General features: G+C 47.7%; 16 protein-coding genes. 9 read left to right on the plus strand and 7 right to left on the minus strand.

From position 1 onward, the window contains the following. Window positions 1-113: 113 nt before the first annotated feature. Window positions 114-1,328 carry a glucose-1-phosphate adenylyltransferase gene (glgC, locus tag AOT11_RS21710; protein WP_017422887.1) on the plus strand — a complete coding sequence of 405 codons (1,215 nt, stop codon included), beginning with the start codon at window positions 114-116 and terminating at the stop codon, window positions 1,326-1,328. A gap of 75 nt (window positions 1,329-1,403) precedes the next feature. Here the strand turns inward: glgC and AOT11_RS21715 are convergent, their stop codons facing one another. Further along, a complete protein-coding gene (locus AOT11_RS21715; RefSeq protein ID WP_017422888.1) occupies window positions 1,404-4,586 on the minus strand; it encodes a chitinase C-terminal domain-containing protein in 3,183 nt (1,060 codons plus the stop codon). A gap of 368 nt (window positions 4,587-4,954) precedes the next feature. Then, the gene (locus tag AOT11_RS21720) at window positions 4,955-5,833 is read right to left on the minus strand and encodes an AraC family transcriptional regulator (protein WP_017422889.1); all 879 of its coding nucleotides are present in this window, start codon (window positions 5,831-5,833) and stop codon (window positions 4,955-4,957) included. 123 nt (window positions 5,834-5,956) lie between these two features. Here AOT11_RS21720 and AOT11_RS21725 point away from each other — a divergent pair, with 123 nt between their 5' ends. Further along, on the plus strand, window positions 5,957-7,105 hold the full coding sequence (locus AOT11_RS21725; RefSeq protein ID WP_026050853.1) for an iron-containing alcohol dehydrogenase: 1,149 nt from the start codon (window positions 5,957-5,959) through the stop codon (window positions 7,103-7,105). A 58-nt stretch (window positions 7,106-7,163) separates the two neighbouring features. Here AOT11_RS21725 and AOT11_RS21730 read toward each other — a convergent pair whose 3' ends face one another. From AOT11_RS21730 to AOT11_RS21740, 3 genes are read right to left on the minus strand one after another with little or no spacing between them, the layout of a single operon-like run. After that, window positions 7,164-8,432 (minus strand): sigma-54-dependent transcriptional regulator, encoded by a 1,269-nt coding sequence (locus AOT11_RS21730; RefSeq protein ID WP_026050854.1) that lies wholly within the window; start codon window positions 8,430-8,432, stop codon window positions 7,164-7,166. Next, entirely contained in the window at window positions 8,422-10,785 is a 2,364-nt protein-coding gene (locus AOT11_RS21735) for an ATP-binding protein (RefSeq protein WP_017422892.1), read from the minus strand. The genes AOT11_RS21730 and AOT11_RS21735 overlap by 11 nt, the downstream gene beginning before the upstream one ends. Next, window positions 10,785-12,086 carry an ABC transporter substrate-binding protein gene (locus tag AOT11_RS21740; protein ID WP_017422893.1) on the minus strand — a complete coding sequence of 434 codons (1,302 nt, stop codon included), beginning with the start codon at window positions 12,084-12,086 and terminating at the stop codon, window positions 10,785-10,787. Before AOT11_RS21740 ends, AOT11_RS21735 begins: the two co-directional genes overlap by 1 nt. Window positions 12,087-12,364: 278 nt before the next feature. On the opposite strand from AOT11_RS21740, the gene AOT11_RS21745 reads away from it, so the two are divergent. The 3 genes from AOT11_RS21745 to AOT11_RS21755 all read left to right on the plus strand — a co-directional run bounded on the left by AOT11_RS21745 (window position 12,365) and on the right by AOT11_RS21755 (window position 16,440). Further along, a complete protein-coding gene (locus tag AOT11_RS21745; RefSeq protein WP_017422894.1) occupies window positions 12,365-13,744 on the plus strand; it encodes an MFS transporter in 1,380 nt (459 codons plus the stop codon). 76 nt (window positions 13,745-13,820) lie between these two features. Then, on the plus strand, window positions 13,821-15,290 hold the full coding sequence (pyk, locus tag AOT11_RS21750) for a pyruvate kinase (protein ID WP_026050855.1): 1,470 nt from the start codon (window positions 13,821-13,823) through the stop codon (window positions 15,288-15,290). A 322-nt stretch (window positions 15,291-15,612) separates the two neighbouring features. Next, window positions 15,613-16,440, plus strand: a complete 828-nt coding sequence (locus tag AOT11_RS21755; RefSeq protein WP_026050856.1) for an EAL domain-containing protein — start codon at window positions 15,613-15,615, stop codon at window positions 16,438-16,440. A 90-nt stretch (window positions 16,441-16,530) separates the two neighbouring features. Here the strand turns inward: AOT11_RS21755 and AOT11_RS21760 are convergent, their stop codons facing one another. Further along, window positions 16,531-17,085 (minus strand): RNA-binding S4 domain-containing protein, encoded by a 555-nt coding sequence (locus AOT11_RS21760; protein WP_017422898.1) that lies wholly within the window; start codon window positions 17,083-17,085, stop codon window positions 16,531-16,533. 145 nt (window positions 17,086-17,230) lie between these two features. Between AOT11_RS21760 and AOT11_RS21765 the strand changes: the two genes are divergently transcribed. Both AOT11_RS21765 and AOT11_RS21770 read left to right on the plus strand, forming a co-directional pair. Further along, on the plus strand, window positions 17,231-18,043 hold the full coding sequence (locus AOT11_RS21765; RefSeq protein ID WP_017422899.1) for a substrate-binding periplasmic protein: 813 nt from the start codon (window positions 17,231-17,233) through the stop codon (window positions 18,041-18,043). A 12-nt stretch (window positions 18,044-18,055) separates the two neighbouring features. Then, entirely contained in the window at window positions 18,056-19,024 is a 969-nt protein-coding gene (locus tag AOT11_RS21770) for an endonuclease/exonuclease/phosphatase family protein (protein WP_017422900.1), read from the plus strand. A 25-nt stretch (window positions 19,025-19,049) separates the two neighbouring features. Here the strand turns inward: AOT11_RS21770 and cra are convergent, their stop codons facing one another. Continuing rightward, window positions 19,050-20,030 carry a catabolite repressor/activator gene (gene cra, locus AOT11_RS21775; protein ID WP_017422901.1) on the minus strand — a complete coding sequence of 327 codons (981 nt, stop codon included), beginning with the start codon at window positions 20,028-20,030 and terminating at the stop codon, window positions 19,050-19,052. Window positions 20,031-20,502: 472 nt separating this feature from the next. On the opposite strand from cra, the gene fruB reads away from it, so the two are divergent. Together fruB and pfkB are read left to right on the plus strand one after the other, a co-directional pair. Further along, window positions 20,503-21,645 carry a fused PTS fructose transporter subunit IIA/HPr protein gene (gene fruB / locus AOT11_RS21780; protein WP_017422902.1) on the plus strand — a complete coding sequence of 381 codons (1,143 nt, stop codon included), beginning with the start codon at window positions 20,503-20,505 and terminating at the stop codon, window positions 21,643-21,645. Between the two features lie 9 nt (window positions 21,646-21,654). Continuing rightward, window positions 21,655-22,632 (plus strand): 1-phosphofructokinase, encoded by a 978-nt coding sequence (gene pfkB / locus AOT11_RS21785; protein WP_017422903.1) that lies wholly within the window; start codon window positions 21,655-21,657, stop codon window positions 22,630-22,632. Window positions 22,633-22,649: the final 17 nt, after the last annotated feature.

The following is a 22,649-nucleotide window of genomic DNA, read 5'->3' on the forward strand; positions in this document are numbered from 1 at the left end:
TGTGCACAGCAATGGATTATTTAATGAAAACATCATGATTTCTCAATAAAAAGGTTTTGGCTCAAATCTTGTACTAATCTTTAGGACATTGCACACATTCAGGGAGAATACGCATGCAGGACATTTTGACAGTGATACTGGCCGGAGGCATGGGATCACGACTCAGTCCATTAACGGATGACAGAGCAAAACCCGCGGTACCATTTGGTGGGAAGTACCGCATTATCGATTTCACGCTTACCAACTGCTTGCACTCCGGCCTGCGTAAAATTCTCGTCCTCACCCAGTACAAATCGCATTCGTTGCAAAAACATCTTCGTGATGGTTGGTCCATTTTCAACCCTGAACTGGGCGAATACATCACCTCCGTACCGCCTCAAATGCGCAAAGGTGGCAAATGGTACGAAGGCACAGCCGATGCCATCTATCACAACTTGTGGTTGCTCGAACGCAGTGAAGCCAAGTACGTCATGGTGTTATCCGGTGACCACATCTACCGAATGGACTACGCACCGATGCTGGAAGAACACATCGCCAATAATGCGGCACTCACGGTCGCTTGTATGGATGTGAACTGTAAAGAAGCCAAAGCGTTTGGTGTTATGGGGATAGAAGAAAATAATCGTGTCCATTCTTTTGTTGAAAAGCCTGAGAATCCACCGCACCTACCGAATAATCCCGAACGCAGCCTTGTTTCTATGGGCATCTATATTTTTAGTATGGATATACTGCAAAGCGCGTTAACCGAAGATGCGCAGAATGAGAATTCGTCACACGATTTCGGTAAAGATATCATTCCGAAACTTATTGAAACGGGTACTGTTTATGCCTACAAGTTCTGCGGTAGTAAAGGCCGGGTCGATAAAGATTGCTATTGGCGCGACGTAGGCACCATTGATTCCTTTTATCAAGCAAACATGGACCTTTTAGAGCCGATTCCTCCGATGAACCTCTACCAAAAAGACTGGGGGATCCGTACCTATGAACCCCAATATCCACCAGCAAGAACCGTTTCATCAGGTTCAGGAAATGAAGGTATTTTCATTAACTCAATGATTTCAAACGGTGTGATTAATTCGGGGGGATCCGTTCAGCATTCCATTGTTTCTTCGAATGTCAGAATCAACGACAGTGCGACAATTGTCGATAGTATTATTTTTGACGATGTTGAAATTGGTGAAGGATGCCAGTTGGTCAACTGCATCATCGACAAACATGTCAAAATCCCGCCCTACACTCAGATTGGCTTGAACCACTTAGAAGATTCACAACGTTTCAAAATTTCGGACAATGGCATTGTTGTTGTACCTGAAAGCTATCAATTCTAAATTCACTAAGCTTATGTTTAACAATAAAAAAACACCCCAGAATCAATCTGGGGTGTTTGTTTGTAGTGCAATGAACTATGGACAGGTTACTTCATCCCAGAACCAGTTGGTTTGTGTTGGAGACTCCCAAACCCCTGGGCTGTTTTTCGCAACAAAACACTTACCGTTGAAGGTGACTGTTTCGCCATTATTCACTTGTGTGACGCCGGGTTCCCACTGGATAACCGTACCGCTACCTGTATTGCCTCCAGTGTCACCACCTCCGGTGTTACCGCCGCCAGTATCACCACCACCCGTGTTGCCACCGTTGCCTGCAGACAAATCAGCAACTGGCAGATCAGGTTGTTCAAACTTGAATGCGTAATCCACACCGTTGATGTTCACGCTGTAGTTTGCCGGACCAGAAATTGGTAGGTAGTAAACCATATCCAACTCGTAAGTTCCGCCTGCTGGTAGCTCTTTCCATGCAGGAAGCGAGAACGCCACACGATGCATTACGCCATCCAGACCACCGATGTTGTTCGCACGAGTATGACCAGAAGCAATCACTTTCAAGCCACCACCAGATTGATCTTTCGCATTATCTGGCGCCGATACTGGAATGTCGAACTGGAACTCAGTGCCACCCGGAATTGCTGTACCTGTATTGTTGGTAAAGGTCACTTTCGGGTTGATTGGGTAGTTTTGATCACCCACTTTGAAGCCGCCTACAGAAACTGCGATGTCCAGTGTCTCTGAAGGAATTGCGCCCGTCGCGACCGTGTTGCCGTATGGGGTTGCTGACTTAAACTTATCGTAGATAGCTTTGGTCATCGAGTTACCCATGTGGAACTCACCGTTGCCCGTAGCACACGCCTGCTCGCTTTCATCGATGGTCGTGCGGTTGCCATTGGCATCAAATACGTAACAGTTATAGTCACCTGCCAGTTCCCAGAACATGATACCGCCGATCTCTTTATCGATGACGTAGTCTGCTTTCACGCTGACAGACGCTTTATCTTCCGTTGATAGGAATACCGCTTTTTCCGCGTTCCACAACCAAGGCGCGACAGCTACACTGTCGTAGTTACGCACATAGTTTCCAACAAGTTGATCACGTGGATCGTTGACTGGGTCGAGCTTGTAAGCGGACGCGTAGGAACCAAAGATGCCTTTTTCTAGGTTCTTCGCATGCCACATTGGGTTTGAACCCGCGCCCATTTCGTTGCCTTTTGGATCGGTGTCGTGCCACATGTTGTCGATACCCATCGCACCATGACCACAGTTATTCTTCTCACCTTCACCAGTACCCGGAGCACACTCAGCTTGGTTTGGCAGCGCCGCGCGACCCCATAGACCATTGGTACCACCCGTCACACCTTGCCAGCCACGAGTATAGTAAGGCACACCGATGTTAATACGGCCTGCTGGCATTGAGCCACGGAAGTAGTGGTATGCCCAGTCTGTATTGAGGTAACCGATGCCTCCATATTGCGCCGTGCCGTAAACATTCCACTGCGCTAATTCTGAGTCTTCACCGGTATCGTACAGCGCCGCATTGTGACCAACGTGATCGTTCCATGCACCATGTAGGTCGTAAGACATGATGTTGACGTAATCGAGGTACTTAGTCACATCAAACGTTTCCATACCACGCAGTAGGTAACCCGAAGATGGTGCTGCGATGGTGAGCATGTAGTGAACACCATCTTGTGCAGATGCTTGGTCAAGCTTCTGACGCAATACGCGCATTAACTCTTGGTATGAAGCCCAGAGATAAGCACGGCGAGGTTCCATGAAGGATTTGTCATCTGGGTTACCCGCACCCGCCATGGAAGTTGGGTACTCGTAATCGATGTCCACACCGTCGAACTTGTACTTACGGATCATTTCGACCGCAGAGGTGGCAAATTTCTCAATGCCCGCATGGTTGATGGAACCATCCGCATTGGTTGTCATGGTGTAGAAACCACCGTCTGCGATACGCTTGCCGTCCGCACCAAAGTGACCGCCCGTTTCCGCCCAGCCGCCGATAGAAATCAGCGTCTTAACGCCGTATTTTTCTTTGTAAGTGGCTAGCGCACCAAAGTGACCTTTGAAGCCCAGAGTTGGATCGATTTCTACACCCGGCCACTCTTTTCCAGTTGCAGCGTTAGTCGGATCGTTTACGTCACCAACGTTGACTTTGCCGTCAGAGCCAATGCTGACAAACGCGTAGTTAATGTGCGTTAACTGCTCCCACGGAATATCTTTAACCAGATAAGCCGCTTGTGGGTCATCACCGCTACGCCAGCTGGTAAAGTAACCGATCACACGACGTGGGTGGTCTGCCCCCATCTTCTCACGACCTTCTTCATCGTAAATCGTACAGTAAGGCACGTTGACGCCTTCTGTTTGGTACAGGCCGTCAGGGCGACAAGATGCCACTGGTGCCACACCGTTGACTTTCAGTGTCTGCGCAGCGGAATCCGTGGTTGCACCAAGGTTATCCGTCGCACGAGCAAAGACCGACAAAGAGCCAGCTTGAGTGGTGGTATAGTCAAGCGTATAAGGAGCGGTTGCTGCCGTACCGACAAGTACGCCACCAACAAAAAAGTCTACTTTATCAACAGTACCATCGCTGTCTGCTGCATTTGAGGTCAACGTAACCACTGCGCCCTGCTCAACCGTGGTCGCAGAAAGTGCAAGATCGACCGTTGGTGCCGTATTGCCAGGCTGCGTGGATTCCACTGTCAACGTCACTTTGCTTGGTTGGCTTACCGCACCTTTATCGTCATAAGCGACAGAGCTGAAAGTATGAGCGCCTGCGGTTGCAGTCCATGATGCGGAGAATGGTGCCGATGTATCTTGACCAACCACAACGCCATCAACCAAAAACTCAACTTTGGCGACGGTGCCATCTTGATCCGCTGCCGTTGCTGCAAGAACAACAATATCACCTTCTTTCACTACATCCGTTGCAACTGGTGAGGTCAAAGCAGTGGTGGGAACTTGGTTGACTGGGTCAACCGGGCCATTGTCACAAGCACCGAGTGCTTTCCACTGTGCCCAATCACCCGAAAATTCTGCTGGGTTATTATTTTGTGTCCAGTAACGGGCTTCATAAGCACTACCCTGATACTGAACTTTTTCTCCACCGTTATAAACCGTCGAAGAATTCCATTCTTGTAGAGGTGAACAATCAACAGCCGCGTAGCTGTTGAATGCCATCAGACATGAAGCAGTCAAAGTACTGAGTACAAACACATTCTTTGCTGCCTTTCCGTTTTTAAAACGCATACAGGCTCTTCCCTTAAGTTGTTGTTTCAACGTTTAAATCATCACCAAAAGCAATCCCTTGATGACTTATATTTCGCTGTAAAATAACTTAAGTACAGTTTGAAGATTTCACACCTATCAATTGCAATAATTGAACATTGACTCGCAAGAAACTAGTGTAACTATGCAACGGCTACATTCTTATTTTGTACCGATAACTAATTTCTGATTAATTTTATAGAACATAATAAATCGCGTTCACTACCGATAAATACTTAATTTTTAAAATATGTCACTAAATATCGCTTCAATACCGGCATAATATTTGTGCAAATTGTTTTATATATAAGAATGCCACTTACAATCTCATTCATTGAATTGACACACTTTTATGCACTTTTCGGTGTTTCATTGAAATGGCGTTTATATTCACGGCTAAACTGTGAGGTGCTGTTGTAGCCCACCAGGCGTGCGGCATCATTCACTCTTTTTCCTTCCAGCTTGATCAGTTCACGCGCTTTGCTAAGCCTTACTTTTTTGATGTATTGGATAGGAGATTCGAGCGTTACGCTACGAAAAGCACTATGGAAAGCTGACACACTCATGTTGGCTTTGGAAGCCAAATCTTGCACTGTCAAAGGTTGGGAATAGTCCTGATGTACTTTATCAAGCACTTGTGCAATACGAGAGTAGTTGCCTTCGGCGTGCGCCAATTCAAAAAGCACATAGCCTTTCTGGCTGAGCAAAGCACGAAAAACCACCTCTTCGAGTAGCGATTGCCCCAACACTTCGGTTTCTAAAGGATCGCACAAACCGCGCATCAAGCGCTTACACGCATTGAGCATGCTCGTTTCCATTTTGACCGACTTAAGCCCGCAACTCTCCTCTTTCTCAGCGCAAAAGTTCTGAAACCCACGCTGTTCAAGCTTTTGCACCATTTGTTGAAGCAGCACCATGGGGACATCAACAGAAATCCCCAGAAGCGGACGATCTTGATCAGCGAATGCCTCACACTCTAGTGGCATGGGGACACCCACCACCAAATAGTCGTCAGCACCATAACGCACAGGATGGCTACCGATATGAATATTTTTATGTCCCTGCCCCAAGACAATAATGCCAGATTGATAGACAAAGGGCTGTCGAGCATTCCCTTTGCTACTGCGATAAAACCAAACGCCGGAAATATCGGTCTCTATCACACCTTCAAGGGTTTCAAGACCTTTTACTTCAACATATTGCTGCATTAACTCGGCAAGGCTTTCCATAAGAGAATCTCAATTTTGTAGAAATAGGCAAACAATTTAGAGTTTTGATGCTACCAAAGTCAACATCACCGCACTATTATGCACATAACAAAAAAAAACTCCAATCACAATGTGAGGTCAATGATGAAGTTTACTTACTCCAACCCTACACAAATTTTCTTTGGTCAGGGCCAAATTCAAGCGATTAAAAGCGCAGTGCCATCTGATCAAAAAATACTTGTCATCTACGGTGGCGGGTCAATCAAAAGAAACGGCGTTTATGATCAAATTGTGTCGGCGTTAGAAGGCTATAACTGGCTCGAGTTTTCCGGTGTTGAGGCTAACCCGACCAAGGAAACATTGGACAAAGCGGTCGCTATTGTGAAAGAGCAGGAGATCGATTTTATTCTCGCTGTTGGCGGCGGCTCTGTGATCGACGGCTCTAAATACGTCGCCGCATCTGCCCATTACCAAGGTGATGGCTGGGATATTTTAGTTGGTAAACACCACGTGACTTCTGCAACGCCTTTAGGTGCCGTACTAACGTTGCCAGCAACAGGTTCAGAGTCCAACTCTGGCGCGGTAATTACTAAGGCGGAAACCCAAGATAAACTGGCCTTCCTAAGCCCATACGTTCAGCCAAAGTTTGCGGTGATGGACCCAGATGTAATGAAAACATTGCCTGAGAAACAACTGCTAAACGGCATCGTTGATGCTTGGGTGCACGTTTGCGAGCAGTACATTACTCGCCCAGCCGGTGCGATGGTGCAAGACGCCTACGCCGAAGCGTTGTTGAAAACGCTGAAAAATCTCGGTGATCGCTTTGCAGAGCGCGACAGTGATGAATGGCGTGCAAACCTGATGTGGGCAGCGAACCAAGCCCTTAACGGCTTAATTGGTTCAGGCGTACCTCAAGACTGGGCGACGCACATGGTTGGCCACGAACTGACTGCGCTTTGGGGTGTCGATCACGCTCGTTCGTTGGCGATTGTTCAGCCTTCCCTGCTTCGCAACCAAATTGAGTACAAACGTGCCAAGTTGGAGCAAATGGGCCGTGAGGTCTTTGGTTTAGAAAACGGCGAGCAGCTAGCAGAGCGTACGATTGATGCCATTGAGGCTTTCTATCACTCCCTTGATGTCTCAACAAAACTTACTGAGCATAAAGAGAGCAAAGAAGAGGCGATTGAGGCAGTGGTGACACAACTGACCAATCATGGCATGGTGGCACTGACAGAAAACCAAAGCGTGACACCTGAGCAAGTGCGTAAGATCCTCGCAGAGGCGATTGCCTAATCACCCAAAACGATATCTGTATAATCAGAAAAATCCGGCATTCGTATGCCGGATTTTTTTAACGCGATTTGTAGTTATCCTTGTCGATATCGTGCTTTTTCATGCGTAAATAGAGCTTTTTACGCGGGATCTGCAAATACACCGCCGCTTCTGTCACTTTTCCAGAATGCAAAAACAGCGCATCTTCAATGATTTGCTTTTCAAAATCGTCCACCAGCGTATCCAATGGTGATTGAAGCTCGTTTTGGTTCACCAACCGCTCTTTCCCTGTCAGTTTGACAATGCCAATGGCATACAACTCTGCGACGTTTCTTAACTCACGTACATTTCCTGGCCACTGATGATTACGCAACAACGAAAGGTAGCTCGAATCAACGGCTGGCATCGGTTTACCCAGTTTCTGGCAACTGTGCTTAAGAAAGTGATGAAAAATAGCGGCGATGTCATCTGGTCGATGGCGTAGGCTCGGCACTTGAATCGCTCCTTGATTGAGCAGATAGTAAAGCTCGGGCAACAATCGATTTTCCGACATCAACTGTTCTGGGCTGGCATCAAACAGGGTGATCACCCGCGTTTTGCTGGTACTGCCTCGCTCTTGCGACAACAGCAGTTGGACAAACTCTCGCTGCGTCTTTTCATTCATCGATTGAACGTTCTCAATCACCAAAGTAGCCACACTTCCGCCATTGAAATAGCGCGCGATAGCCTCTTTGTCGTGGTCCGCGGTGAGATACAGCTCTTCCAACGTTTGCTCTTTACGTGGCAGGCTCATGTCATGGAGCAGATGAGCGATGCTGTGTCGGCCCGAGCCCGATTCACCACAAATCACGACATTGGTATTGATCAAAGCAAATCTCGCGACATGCTGGCGAATTTGCTCAATTTGCGCCGACTTTCCGACAAGCGCTTTGCCTACAGACTGCGACACATTACTCTTTTGTGCAGTGTAAGCTTGGCGCTCCTTAAGATACGATTTCACCTTAGTGAGCAGCTCTGGCGGCGAAATGGGCTTTTCGAAAAACTCGCAAGCGCCTTTTTTCAGTGCATCTACCGCCATCGGTATATCGCCATGCCCTGTGATGACCAACACCGGAATGTGTTCATCCATCTCTTTGATAAGCGCCAACAGCTCCATGCCATGCATTTGTGGCATATACATATCGAGTAAAACCACACCGGGCCAATCTTCACTGAGATATTGGCACGCTTGCGTCGGATCGTTCACCAGTTTCGCGGTCAAACCAGAAATGGACATCAGATGCGCATAAGAGTCGAGTACATCCTGATCATCGTCAACCAAAAGCACATCATATTGATTAATCGTCATGAGGCATCTCCAATACCACCATGGCTCCACCCTGTGCGTTGGAAGCCAAGTAAATGTTTCCGTTATATTTTTCTATGATTGATTTACAGATGTTCATACCAAGTCCGAGACCGATTTCTTTTGTAGTCGTAAATGGGGTAAAGAGGCGATCAACAATGTCTGGCGCAAAGCCCTTACCGTTGTCGCATACCGCAATCGCATGATGCGTTTGCGTGGAATACAAATGACACAGCTCAATCACACGCTCTGCACCATTGGCTTCGCTCAACGCATCGCAACTGTTCACCATCAAGTTAATGAGCACCTGCTCGTAGGCGACCAAGCTGCCCTGCACCATAAGGGTTGTATCCAGCTGGTTGCGAATTTGAATTTGCTGCCTTTTGGCTCGCGTATTAACGAGTAACATCGAGTGCTCCGCGACATCGTGCAGCTCTATCGAGGCAGACGTCGGCTCGCCATCCGATTTTTTCGCAAAGTGACGCAAACCATTGACGATCTTACTCATGCGCTCTTTGAGGCTTTCAATGTGCGTTAATGAGGTGGCGACCTGTTCACTGTCCGCCTTCTGGTTAAACAAATTAGCACTATAAAGGTAGGTAGACATCGCATTGAGCGGCTGATTTAACTCGTGTGCCAAGCTGGTCATGGCTTGCCCTACCACCGCCATTTTGGCCGCTTGAATCAGCTCGGATTGGGTCTTCTTCAAATGCGATTCCGCTTTTTGACGCTCTTGAATTTCCAGCTTGAGCTGGCGATTTCGCTCCGTCACATCGCGGGTTTTCTCAGCCACTCTTTGCTCTAAGATGCGATTGGCCTGAATCTGTTCGGTTACGTCGGTGATCGTGATGATCACTTTTTCACAATGACCATGAGTAAACAGACTGAACTCACAATGTAAAAAACGACCATACGGATCATCAGCCAATGACATGGTGAGTTCGCTTCGGCACTCTCGCATTAGGGCGGAATCGGTATCAAATTGCGCGCGTAATGCCTCAAACCAATGCTCAGGAAACGCCGACCAAATCGGTAACTCGGTAATGGCATCGTCTAGATCCAATAAGCGTCTCGCGCTAACGTTCGCCGATTCAACCCTGCCACCCAAACTGACCGTCATTAAACTAGCGCTGGTGTTGTTGATTAAGCTCAGGGCGTTGGTTCGCTGCATCTCTTTCACTTTGTCACCGTACTCGATCAGTTTGGCACTTAAGCGACCAATCTCATCGTTGCCGTCAACGCGAATGGGATGGTGTAAATCATCATTGATGATCGCATCAATGCTGTTACTCAAATTAGCCAAGCGCGCCACAATACGCTGATAAATGAAGTAGTAAGCCAAAATCAAACTGGTGAGGATCGAGACCGCAAAGCAGATGAGCAACACGCGGTTGCCCACATTGACCATCTCAGTGGTGTCTTGTTTGACTTCATAAAAAGCTTGGTCTGCCGACGCAACAATCCCGCCAATTTGGTTGTGAATCGTGCCGATTTGGCGATCAATGTCGCGCTGCTGCACTTCAATTCTCTCGCGGATGGAAACGTAATCAAGCAGTTGTTGATGCAAGAAACCTTCAATTTGCAGCAAGGTCGTTAACTCACCGACTAGCTGTTGGTAAGCGATGGACGATGGCCATTCAAAGATTGGCTGGCTCAAACGATGAAGCTCTTCGGTACGATACTGAATCACTTTCATGCCATTATTCACATGCCCCAACTGCGTTGCGCTCACCACATCTAGCGCCAATTCGTAAATCGTGGATTCGAGGTCCAACACCTGTTGAATGACATTCAGCTGTTGAAGTAACGCATCGGTTTTGGCCTGTTTCTGATTACGAGAAATCTGCCAATCTATCTCTTGGCGTAATGGCATCAGTTCGGTGCGGATGTCTTGATGAATCCAATCAAGTTGCTCTTTCAGTAGATCGATTTTTCGCTGTGCATCGATGCGTTTAGACACCAGATAACCATAGAGATCAATACTGCTTGCGAGCGAGGTGTACGACTCTGCAAGGGCACTCAGCGAGTCATGAGTGGCTTCGTCGGCGCGTTGCACACGTTCAACAATCTGCTTGGTGTCGCTTAATTGCTTACTTAGAGAAAGCAAGTGGTTATCGAGTTGAACTTTGCTTTTCACTCGTTCGATCTGGGAGATTTTACGTCGCACTTCACTGCTTTTGCTCTCAAGCAAATAACTGGCGTTGTAACGCGGTACGCTTTCGTCCAACAAACCACTGACTCGCAGATCGAGCTGGCTCCAAGTCATCCAGGCGATGACACAAACGAGAGTCAACAGCAAGGTGCTGCCAGCAAACGCTGCGACCAATTTTACGCCAATCGTGTTGTATCTCCGCATTATTCTTCACCCTGCTTTTTTAGCGTTTGCAAACGTTGATTTGCTGACGCTAGTTGGCGATGAAGCGCGCCGCTGACACGATGGCTAAACTCCGCCATCACAGCCTGTGCATAGCCATCATCCGTCATTTCTTGTTGGGAAGAGAGCGCCAGTTGTTTGCTCACTTCTAGCACCTCCGTTTCACTCACTGGAATATCAAAGGCAAGTTGACGGATGGACTCTAGCTGCGTTAACACAGCAGGGTTATCGGCGTACGCCTTACGCAGTTGAATAATGGTTTGCCAAGTGTCTTTTAGCTCAGGAAGGCGTTTGGTAATGGCCAAATCAAACAGGCGATTGGTCAGCACTTCTCTTTGCATTATCGCGCTAATATTCAACGCTGGGTGATCACCATCTTTGCGCTCGGTATCATGCAAAGAGAACTTGGCGAAACTGTTTTTGCCGAGCGACTCTTGCATTGGAGAAGAAAGCAGCATCGCCATAAAATCGTCCACCAAAGGATCGGCGCTGGCGCGTTGCGTTTTGGCAATGTACGTCGGCATCAGAGTGAAATCCGATTCAAACGCAAAGCCGACATGGTCAAATTTTCGCTGGATCAGCAACGCATAGCTATCGATGGTTGGACCAAGACCAAATTGCCCTTTTGCAATATAGTCACTCACGCCAAAACTGCGCGAAGAGATGGTCGCCAAATTGGCACCAATGTTAATCAAGATGCGCCAGCCATCCTGCCAACCGTATCGACTTAGGATGCTTTCTACCATCATTTGTGTCGTGCCAGAGCGACTTGGCGTACTCATGGTGATGTGACCAAAATATTGAGAACGGGTGAGATCGATAAACCGTTCAGGGATGTTCAGTTGGTGTGCTTGCAGGTAATCGCGATTCCACACAATACCGGCACCTGAATAGCCAATAGTCAGTACCTGCTGTTGAGGAGGCAACACATAAGGCGACATCCAGCTTGGTAAGGTTTCGTGCTGAGCCACATCGCCAAGGCGCTCACTCTCAGAAAGTTTTTGCATCAGAAAAGGCGAAGAGCTCAAGACCAAATCGATGTCTTGCATGTAGGTTTTACCCAGCAGCTGAATACTGGATTCACTGCGGCGATGAATAAAACGAACTTCGGCATCAGGGTGACGTAACTTGAACTCATCAATTAGGATGGACAACGGCTCTTGGGAAAACGTCGTCAATACGACGATCTCTTTGTCCGTCGACGCCGCACTGGCACCAAAACAGACCAAGCTAAACAACAAACTAAACCGACCTAACACGGCAAATCGCTTTTTACTCACCATCGATAACCTTAAAAATTGTGCGTTCAATCAAAACTCTACACTTTGCTAAAAATCGCTTGAAACACAGGCTGAGTCACTACTGACGCAATTTCCTTTCCTTGCTAGTAATTTTATCAGCAATCAAACCACAAACGTTATGCGGTTAGGTTCACTTTTGACTCATTGTTTAAAACAAATTGGGTCAAATGTGCCCCAAAAACGCCCTTTTGTACGGATTAACAGGCCGATTCATCATGCTCCCGACAACACATTTTTGTTGATTTACATGGAGAGCAATCATGCTTAATTTCTTTAAAACTCGTCCGGATGTGCCGTTATCAGACAGCTCCAACGAGGGAATGCTAAAGCGCTATAAGAGTTACCAATGGCAGGTATTCTTAGGCCTTATTTTTGGTTACGCCGTCTTCTACGTAGTACGTATGAGTTTAGGTGTTGTGAAAAAGCCCATGCTCGATGCGGGCATCGTGACCATCGAAGAACTCGGTATTATGGGTTCGGCATTCTTCTTTACTTATGCTTTCGGTAAGTTCTTAAACGGCTTCCTATCTGACTACGCCAACATTGGCCGCTTTATGTCGTGTTCCCTACTGGTATCGGGTGTTCTCTCGGTCGTGATGGGGATGAACACCGTTGGCTTCTTCTTCGTTCTGCTTTGGGGTTTGAACGGTTGGTTCCAATCCGTTGGTTCAGCACCTTCGTGTGTATCGCTTTACCAATGGTTCTCACCAAAGCAACGTGGTAGCCGTTACTCAATTTGGGGTGGTTCGCGTAACATCGGTGAAGGTATCACTTGGATCCTAACGGCGACACTAGTGAGCTACTTCGGCTGGCGTGCAGGTTTCATTGGCGCGGGTATCGCTGCAGTAGTTGCTGCACTGATCATGCTGAAAGTACTGAAAGACCGTCCACAAACTTACGGCTTGCCAGATCCAGGTACTGCATTTGGCGAAGGTACCGAAATCAAGAAAGCGAACGATCCAAAAGAAACACGTCGTGCGCAGATGTTTATCCTAAAACAACCTGTGGTATGGCTCATTGCCTTATCTTGTGCGGCAATGTACATCTCTCGCTACGCGATGTCTTCTTGGGCGGTATTGTTCCTGCAAGAAACAAAAGGTTACTCACTGATTGACGCGGGTTTTGCCATGTCAATGTACCCAACGGCGGGTCTAGCGGGTGCGATTCTGTCAGGTATCCTTTCAGACAAAGTGTTCAAAGGTAACCGTAACATCCCTAACCTACTGTACGGATTGGCAAACATTGCCGGTATGTGTTTGATGTTCTTTGGCCCAGATAACCGTGTTATCGACGCAGTAGCGCTGAGCATGATCGGCTTCTCTATCGGTGGTCTAGTGGTATTCCTAGCAGGTCTGATTGCTTGTGACCTGATGCCTAAGAACGCAGTTGGCGCAGTAAAAGGTTTGATTGGTCTCTGTTCTTACATTGCAGCGTCAGCTCAAGAGCTTATCTCTGCATCTCTGATCACCATCACTGAAGTCGATGGCGTAAAACACTACGACTTTGGTAACGCGCAGTACTTCTGGCTAGCCGCTGGTGTGGTATCGATGCTACTCGCACTGACGGTATGGAATGCGAAGAAAGTGGTCGATATCGACGAAGAACAAGACAAAAAGCTACAAACACGCACAGCTTCTTAATGTTCATTGAGCAGGGGCGAAAGCTCCTGCTGTTTCTCCTACCCCTTTTTTAGTCTCGTCGTTATAGGAATTGAAGATGTGTAAAACCAAAATCGTCGCTACGCTTGGCCCAGCCAGTCAAACACGCGAAAAACTCACTCAACTCATCCAAGCGGGCGTGAATGTAGTGCGCTTAAACTTTTCGCACGGCAGCGCTGAAGAGCACATTGCTCGTGCTGAAATGGTGCGTGAAATCGCACAAGAACTTAACGTTAGCGTTGGTGTACTCGTTGACCTACAAGGTCCCAAAATTCGTATCGCTTGCTTTGAGCAAGGCTCAATTCAGCTCAAAGCAGGTGATCCTTTCATTCTCGACGGCACACTCAACCGAGATGCTGGCACGCAAGAACGCGTCGGTTTGGATTATCCAGAGCTGATCGATGACCTGCAGGTCGGCAATATTCTGCTGCTTGACGATGGCCGTATCCAACTTGAGGTGAAGGCCGTTGATACACAAACTCGCCTAGTCAACACCGTTGCGTTGAACGGTGGCAAACTCTCAAACCGCAAAGGGATTAACTTACTGGGTGGGGGGCTTTCAGCGCCAGCGTTGACCGACAAAGATAAGCAAGACATTCTTACCGCGGCCGAGCTAAAAGCAGACTTTCTTGCCGTATCGTTTCCTCGTAACGCTGACGATATCGAATACGCGCGCTCCCTTGCTCTGCAAGCAGGCTGCCAAGCACACATCGTCGCGAAAGTGGAACGTGCTGAAGTGGTTGCCAGCGAAGAAGCAATGGATGGTGTGATTCGTGCCTCCGATGTCATCATGGTGGCACGTGGCGATTTAGGCGTGGAAATCGGTGATGCGCGCCTGCCTGGCGTACAAAAAGCGCTGATCGCTCGTGCAAAGTACTTAGGCAAACCGGTTATCACGGCCACGCAAATGATGGAATCGATGATCGAGAATCCATTGCCAACACGTGCAGAAGTTTTAGACGTTGCCAACGCGGTACTCGATGGCACCGACGCAGTCATGCTCTCTGCTGAATCAGCGGCGGGGTTGTACCCGGTTGAAGCGGTTGAAGCCATGGTTCGAATTGCACAAGGTGTCGAACACGAAACCAGTTGTGCACAAGGCTGTTGGGATAAGCTCAACCATCTGTGCAACGACGCAGGTAAGAGCTTTGCTCTCTCCTCAATGATCTCGGCAACGAAAGTACACAAAGATCTTGGGGTCGCTATCGTGACTCAACATGGTGAAACGCCACTATTGATGTCACGTTGTCAAAGCCAAGCAACCATTTGGGCGGTCTCGGACAAACCTGAATTGCTACGCAAACTGGCGATTCTGCGCGGCGTAACCCCGGTTTATCTACCCACATTGGACAAACGCGGTGACATTGCGCATCAGCTCATCAGCCTACTGAGTGCCGATGCCAAGCAGAAACAAATCTCATCCATCATGATGACCCAATTAGAATCCGTTGAAGGCGTGGGCGATATGAATGTCTGCCGCTTACTGAATCTAAACGAAACACCCATAACAACCGCCATTGCGGCATAACCGTTTAATCACCCCCCTCCTGCTCCACAGGGATCTTGGCCTGCCTTTTCGGCAGGTCCTTTTTTTTCGTCTAGCGTCCCTTATCCACTTTTCTTTTTTTGCTTCTAAAAATATTTCGCCTCATTTTTGTGACAAGCCTAAATAAAATGACGTTCGGTCTCGCGTTTGGTCAAATTTTATTGTGTACTAAGTTAGAAACGACCTATGATTTTTGAACGCAAATCAAATTTACGCATTCGCGATAAACCACAGTTGTTTTGTTGCTTTACTCAGTTGATCAAAGTGTTACATTTTTCAGTAGATATTCTTTAGGGTTGTGAATATGCAGTTAATCACTCAATCAGACTACGAGCAGTACATTCGTCAAAAGGTGGATGGTGATTACATAATGCTGCTAAACAACCTGACCTTTTCGAGCGTTTTTCAACCAATATTCAATCAGTTAATGCAACTCATTGGCTTTGAAGCTTTGTTGAGAATTCAAGACGAGAAACAGAATTTCATCCGGCCAGATCGCTTCTTTGCCGATCCTAGTCACAGTGACGAATACATTCTTTCGGTTGAATTTCTCTCTCGCGCCATTCACATTCGCAACTTTTCTAAGCACTACACAGCCAAAGGTGTGAAGCTTTTTCTTAACGTGATGCCCAATTCTTTGATCACCATGACCAAAGACCTCGAATACGTTGATAGAAGCCTCTTATTTCGCCGACTAAAACAACTTGGTATGGAACCGTCTGATGTCACCTTTGAAGTCATTGAAGAACTTTGCTATCAGAACGACGATTTACGCGAAGCAGTCAAAGTTCTCCGTTCCAAGGGTTTTCACTTTGCGATTGATGATTTTGGTGCCGGCCATTCCGATGAAAAACGTGCCGTTGAACTGACTCCCGATTTGATAAAGATCGACCGAAGCTATCTATTAAGTTATTGCGCAGGGCAACAAGAGGAGTTACTCCACGCACTCAAACTTGCACAACGTATTGGTGCCCGAGTGATTGTAGAAGGTGTTGAGGAAGAAGAACAGTATCAAGCCATGCGTGAGTTGGGGCTGGAGTTTTATCAGGGCTATCATTTTGGTCGCCCTGAGAACATCGATTACTGGGCAGCGCAACCTATCTCCTTAGCGGTGAACGATGACCGTCGCTAGCTGAGCGATTCAACCGCCAGAAACAAGGAACCTAAGATCCAAAAAAGCCGCGATGGCGGCTTTTTTCGTTTAGAGGCTGACTCGATAAGGCTAGAAGAAATCAATCGAATTGCGGCCACTCTTTGGATCGCGCGTCGCTTGAGGCTTCTCTGCCTTCTGGCCTTTCTTCGCTGACTGTGACAAGGCTTCTTTCTGCGCTTTGCGCTCTTTATGCGCGGCTTTTCGCCCAGTTGATTTTGGACCCGTGCCTTTGGGCTTGGCATTTTTGCTTTGGCGAGATTTTTCTTTACGTGCAGCTTGCGCTGGTTTTTGCGTTTTCTTCTCGGCTTTCTCTTGCTCGGTTTCAGGTTCGGTGACAGGCGCATCACACACTACCACATAGTACTCTTGGTTGAATTCAAAGAAATCACCATCGTACATTTTACGACGTTTGCGGGTTTCGAGTTCGCCATTCACGGCCACATAACCTTCAGCAATAACGTGTTTTGCTTCACCACCGCCACTGACTAGATTGGCAATCTTAAATACTTTGTAGAGTTCGATAGGCTGAACGGAAACTTCGACGCCAATGGCTTCAATTTCAATTTCTTCACCAAACTGCTCTTCTTCGTACTCGTGATCTTGGCTTAGGTGTTCTTGGCTCATGGGTGTACCTCGCAAAAAATTTGCCGCAGTTTAAACCCTCAAACCACAAATAGAAATAACTATTACGATTTCTTCAGCAAGGATTTTTACCCCGTAAGGCCGAGTAAGCTAAAGTTATAGAACGGCAAGAGCAAATGGTTGTGGTATGGAAATCAGCACAAAAGTGAAAATCACCTTGGTCAGTACACTCTACCTAAATGCTGCTCACCTTATGGCGAGCGAGGATGCCATTCCCGTCACCATTTACAGCGACGATGCCTATCCCCCATACAGTTACCAAATCCAAGGGAATGCCGTTGGCATTTATCCTGATATTCTCAGACACGTTTTTGATCAGATGCCTCAATATCGTGTGACCATCAAACCCGTGCCTTTTGTGCGCGGTTTACGGCTACTGGAAACCGGAAAAGGTTTTGCCCTTTTTCCTCCCTACTATTATGAGAATCGGCGTCCTTATATTCACCCTTACTCTAAGCCCATTCTCAAAGAACAAGTGGTGGTTTACTGTCACAACGAAGTGATGTTGAAAAACGTCGCTGAGTTAGCCAAATGGCCAGAAGACTTTTATGGACTAACCATAGGGATAAATGCAGCATTTTCTATTGGAGGTGATGCGTTTTGGATGGCCGCGCATGATGGCAAACTCAAGATTGAAGAAGCCAAAGACAATCAAGAAAACATTTTAAAAATGCGCGCTAAGCGCGTCGATTGCTACATCAATGATCGCCTTTCGATAGCGTGGGAAATTAAACGCCTAAAAGACGTAGGCCGCATCGACCATTCGGACTCTTTCCAACTGGCAGCATTTGTCAGCGAAGAGTATGGTTATTTGGGCTACAGTGCCTACGCAGAGCGATTTCCGTTCAAAGAGCCTTTTACCTCGCAGTTCGACCAAATATTGCAACGTCTTCAAGGTTCGGGCATTGTGGAACAAGTCATCAGCAGTTACGTCGACTAGGAACTCCGCATTTTGATTACCATTGCCAGTTGCAACCTATTTAATTTTCTCGCTCCTCCTGGAGCTTATTACGAGTTCAGCAACATTCTTACCGACTACGAATGGAACAAGAAAACCACTTGGCTCACACAGCAGTTACGAGCAATGAACGCAGATGTGGTTGCCTTTCAAGAAGTGTTCAGTCCGGACGCGCTCAACACTCTGACGAGCGAGTTGGGCTACCCATATTTTGTCTGCCTCGATACGCCTCATGTCACCGACGAGTTTATCTATTCCAAACCCGTCTTGGCGATAGCTTCTCGTTGGCCAGTGATTGAAAGCCGTTTGGTTCGCTTTGGGGATTGCCTAGGGGAACATTCAGAAAATAGTGACGACGTCACTGGTGATAAAGAATTTAGTCGACGGCCCCTGCACGCGGTTATTGAATTGCCCATCATTGGGCTATGCGATGTCATCACTCTGCACCTTAAATCGCAACGCCCAACCCAATGGCAAACGCAGCAGGTCGACAAAGCGGAAGATACGCCACCTTCTGATCCGGTTGGCAGTTGGTTATCCACCGTGCAACGAGGTTGGGAAGCCGTGCTGCTCAGCCAATACATCAAGAAAATTTACGCCAGCCATGCTCGTCCGATGGTGATCATGGGCGATTTTAACGCCAATATAAACAGCACCGAACTTAAGCCGCTCATTGATGAAAGCAATACACCCTTATTGAAAGACGTGCGGGATTGGCTACTCGAACAGCCTATTTTCACCGATGAAGCGCAAAAGGCGACTCACTATCACGGCAGCCAAGGTTTGATTCTCGATTATCTGTTGCTCTCTGAAGAATTTGCTCAACAAAACGCGCAGCAAAGGGGAAAAATCACCAATCTTGTCGTTTGGGATAAGCATTTGGTCAACCCCAGTTTTGAGGTTGACCAATTTGCCAGTGACCATGCGTTTGTTGCTGTCACGATCGATGCGTTGGACGCCTAATCAGTAGCTTACATCGCGATTAGATTTAAAAGCGACGCACAATTTTACGTGGGATCAATTCAACGCCCGGTTTGTAGCGTTTCGCTGAAGCATTGAGTGCCAACTCCAGCGCGCTGTCAGCGATCAATTCAAATTGTTGCGGCAGTGAGTTCACTTTAAACGGTAAGAAATCCAGCAAGCGGTTATCGCCGAATGTGGCCAGTTTAACTTTATTGACCAGTTGTGGCTGTTCCAATAGCACGTCCAACACCCCTTCTAATAAAGTGTACGAAGTGGTCACAATCGCATCCGGAATGGTGTCTGCCAACAGCCACTCGTGCATAATGCGGTAGCCCTCTTCGCGGTAAAAGTGCTCACCGTAGCCCGATTGTGCTTGTTTGCCCATTTTCTTCACCGCAGAAAGATAACCTTGGTGGCGTTCGCGTGAAATATTCAACTCGGGCAACGCACCAATCAGCCCAAGAGTTTGAATTTCATCACTCATTAAAGAGGATGTCAGCTCAAACGCCGCACCAAAATCTTCACTGACGACACAACTGAAATATTCATCGTCTAACGGACGGTCGAGCGCAATCACCGGCGTGCCTGACTTTTGCATTGCCAGATAAAATTCATTGGCATCCGCCATACTGGTTGCGACAAACAGCGCATCAATGCGTCGGCTCACTAAAGCATCGGCTACCTTACGCTCTGTTTCAGGATCATCATCAGAACAGGCAATCAGGATTTGATACCCCGCTTTTCGTGAATTTTGTTCAAGCAACTTAGCAAGGCGTGCATAACTGGTGTTTTCTAAATCCGGAATGATCAAACCAAACGAGCGCGAGTTTCCTGCTCGAAGTGACGATGCTGCGTGATCGGGACGAAAATTGTATTCCTCCACCACCGCCATCACTTTCATCTGCGTTTTTTCGCTGATGCGGTATTTTTGCGCCTTACCATTGATCACATAACTTGCCGTTGTTTTCGAAACACCTGCCAACTTGGCTATTTCATCCAGTGTCATATTACCTACCCTAATCTGTGCGCCTGATCATAGATTCGAATTCCAGATCTTCGCGTCTGTTGAATTATACGCTGAATCGATTCAGTATAAAAGCTGAAAGGATTCAGCAAAATCTGCAAATAGACATACATCACCTAATTGAATGATTTTGTCGAATTGAACAGCATTCTCGGTATTGAACTCGTTGGCCGTGTCCACGTTGTAAATAAAAGTGCCGTTTGCTGAATTTTTTTAAACCAATTGCTGAATCGGTTCAGCTTAAGTTAAGCAACAGTTAAGCAACGCTGTGAAAGTGCTTAACGCTCCAAATCTAAGGGTGTGCTTTTAACCAAAGGCGCTTTTAGGCAGAGACGTTTTTAGGCAAAGACAGTCTGTTAAGCAAAGCAGACTTCTTAAACAAAGAAGACCTCTCACACCGTAGAGAAACAAGTGAACCGAGAGAAATGACGACGCGATACGCTAAGAAGGCAACATGCTCAAATTAACTTCATCAGATATTACGCTCCAGCAGAGCGCCGACAACAAACTTGATGCGATCAAAAGCATCGCTGCCGCTCTCACCGCAAAAGGATTGGTTGAGCAAGGTTACGTTGAAGGCATGCTCAACCGTGAAGCGCAAAACTCCACATTTTTGGGTAATGGCATTGCCATCCCTCATGGCACGACCGACACGCGCGATTTGGTGCAAAACACCGGGGTGGCCGTACATCACTTTCCTCACGGCGTTGATTGGGGCGATGGCAACAAGGTTTACCTTGCGATTGGAATCGCCGCGAAATCCGACGAACACTTAGGCATTCTCAAGCAACTGACTAAAGTGCTCAGTGCAGACGGCGTAGAAACGCGTTTGCAGCAGGCCACAACGGAACAAGAGATCATTGCTTTGTTGAATGGCGAAGTTCAACTTGAAGCCGACTTCGATGCCGCCAGCATCCAACTGCTCTTCCCTGCCAGCGACATGATCCAAATGAGCGCGGTTGCCGGTGGTTTGATTAAAAACAGCGGTAATGCAGGCAGCCCATTTGTGGCAGATCTCGTCACCAAAACCCCGACACATCTGGGCAAAGGTTTGTGGCTTGTTGGGAGCGATGCCAGCGTCACTCGCACTGCCGTGTCATTTGTGACGACCGCGAACGATTGTGAGTATCAAGGCACACCCGTAAAAGGCTTACTGGCATTTGGCGCTTGCAACAACGCGCACCAAGCGATACTCACCAACCTAACTCAACTGGTTTATCAAGGTAAACAAGAGACATTACTCAGCGCGAATGCCGAACAAGTGATTGCCATGCTGAATGGTGAAAGGGTTGCAAATACCTCTCAAGAGCCAGCAACGTCTGACAATACCGCGGTATTTAAAATCAAAAACGCACACGGTCTGCATGCGCGCCCTGGTGCCATGTTAGTGGCAGAAGCGAAGAAATTTGAATCCACCATCAAAGTGGCAAACTTAGATGGCGACCGCTCAGTAGTCAACGCGAAAAGCTTAATGAAAGTAATCGCGCTTGGCGTGAAACACGGTCACCAACTGCAATTTACCGCCGAAGGCCCAGATGCTTCTCAAGCACTTGAAGCAATTGGCGCAGCGATCGCCTCTGGTCTTGGTGAAGGTTAAGGTGCTGCTATGACCACTCAAATGACCAACAAAGTTGTCACTATTACGCTGAACCCCGCGCTGGATCTAACAGGATCACTAGAGCAGTTAAACATTGGTTCTGTCAGCCTTGTGAATCACAGCAGCTTACACGCGGCTGGCAAAGGGGTAAACGTCGCGAAGGTGTTGAGCGACCTCGGTGCACAAGTCACTGTGACAGGGTTTCTTGGCAAAGATAACCCTGAAATGTTTAGCCAACTGTTTGCCGATATCGGTGCAAGCGATCAGTTTGTGCGCGTCGAAGGCGCAACGCGCATCAACGTCAAATTGGTCGAAGCCGATGGCCGAGTCAACGACATCAACTTCCCTGGCGTCACGGTGAACGAACAAGACATCGTTGAGTTTGAGCAGCGCTTAACTCGCCTGATGACGGATCACGATTACTTTGTGTTTGCCGGCAGCCTACCTCAAGGTGTGACGCCAGAGCAGTGCGCAAAGTGGATAGCGTTACTGCAAAATGCAGGCAAGAAAGTGCTGTTTGACAGCAGCCGAGCCGCGCTAAAAGCGGGACTCGACGCCGCACCTTGGCTGATCAAACCCAATGACGAAGAACTCAGCGAGTTCGTGGGAAAAGCACTGCACAGCGCTGACGAATGCCAGCATGCCGCACAGAGCCTTGCCAACAAAGGCATCGCCAACATCGTTGTCTCTATGGGGGCGGACGGTGTGATGTGGCTTCATGACGGTCAATGGCTACGCGCCATGCCACCAAGAATGTCGGTGGTGAGCACCGTTGGCGCAGGCGACACCTTAGTGGCCGGTTTATGCTGGGGCCACATGCAACAAATGCCAAAAATGGATTTACTGAAATTTGCCACTGCACTGTCCGCGATGGCGGTCACGCAGGTTGGCGTGGGATTAACCAGCCAGCAAGAGCTGGAAAGCATACAACAAAGAACGCAAGTTCAATCGCTTGACGACGTGCAGAACTCTGCTATCGCAAGCTAAGAGACATAAGGTTACTA

Origin of the sequence: Vibrio vulnificus NBRC 15645 = ATCC 27562, assembly GCF_002224265.1 — a bacterium.
Taxonomy (GTDB): Bacteria; Pseudomonadota; Gammaproteobacteria; order Enterobacterales; family Vibrionaceae; genus Vibrio; species Vibrio vulnificus.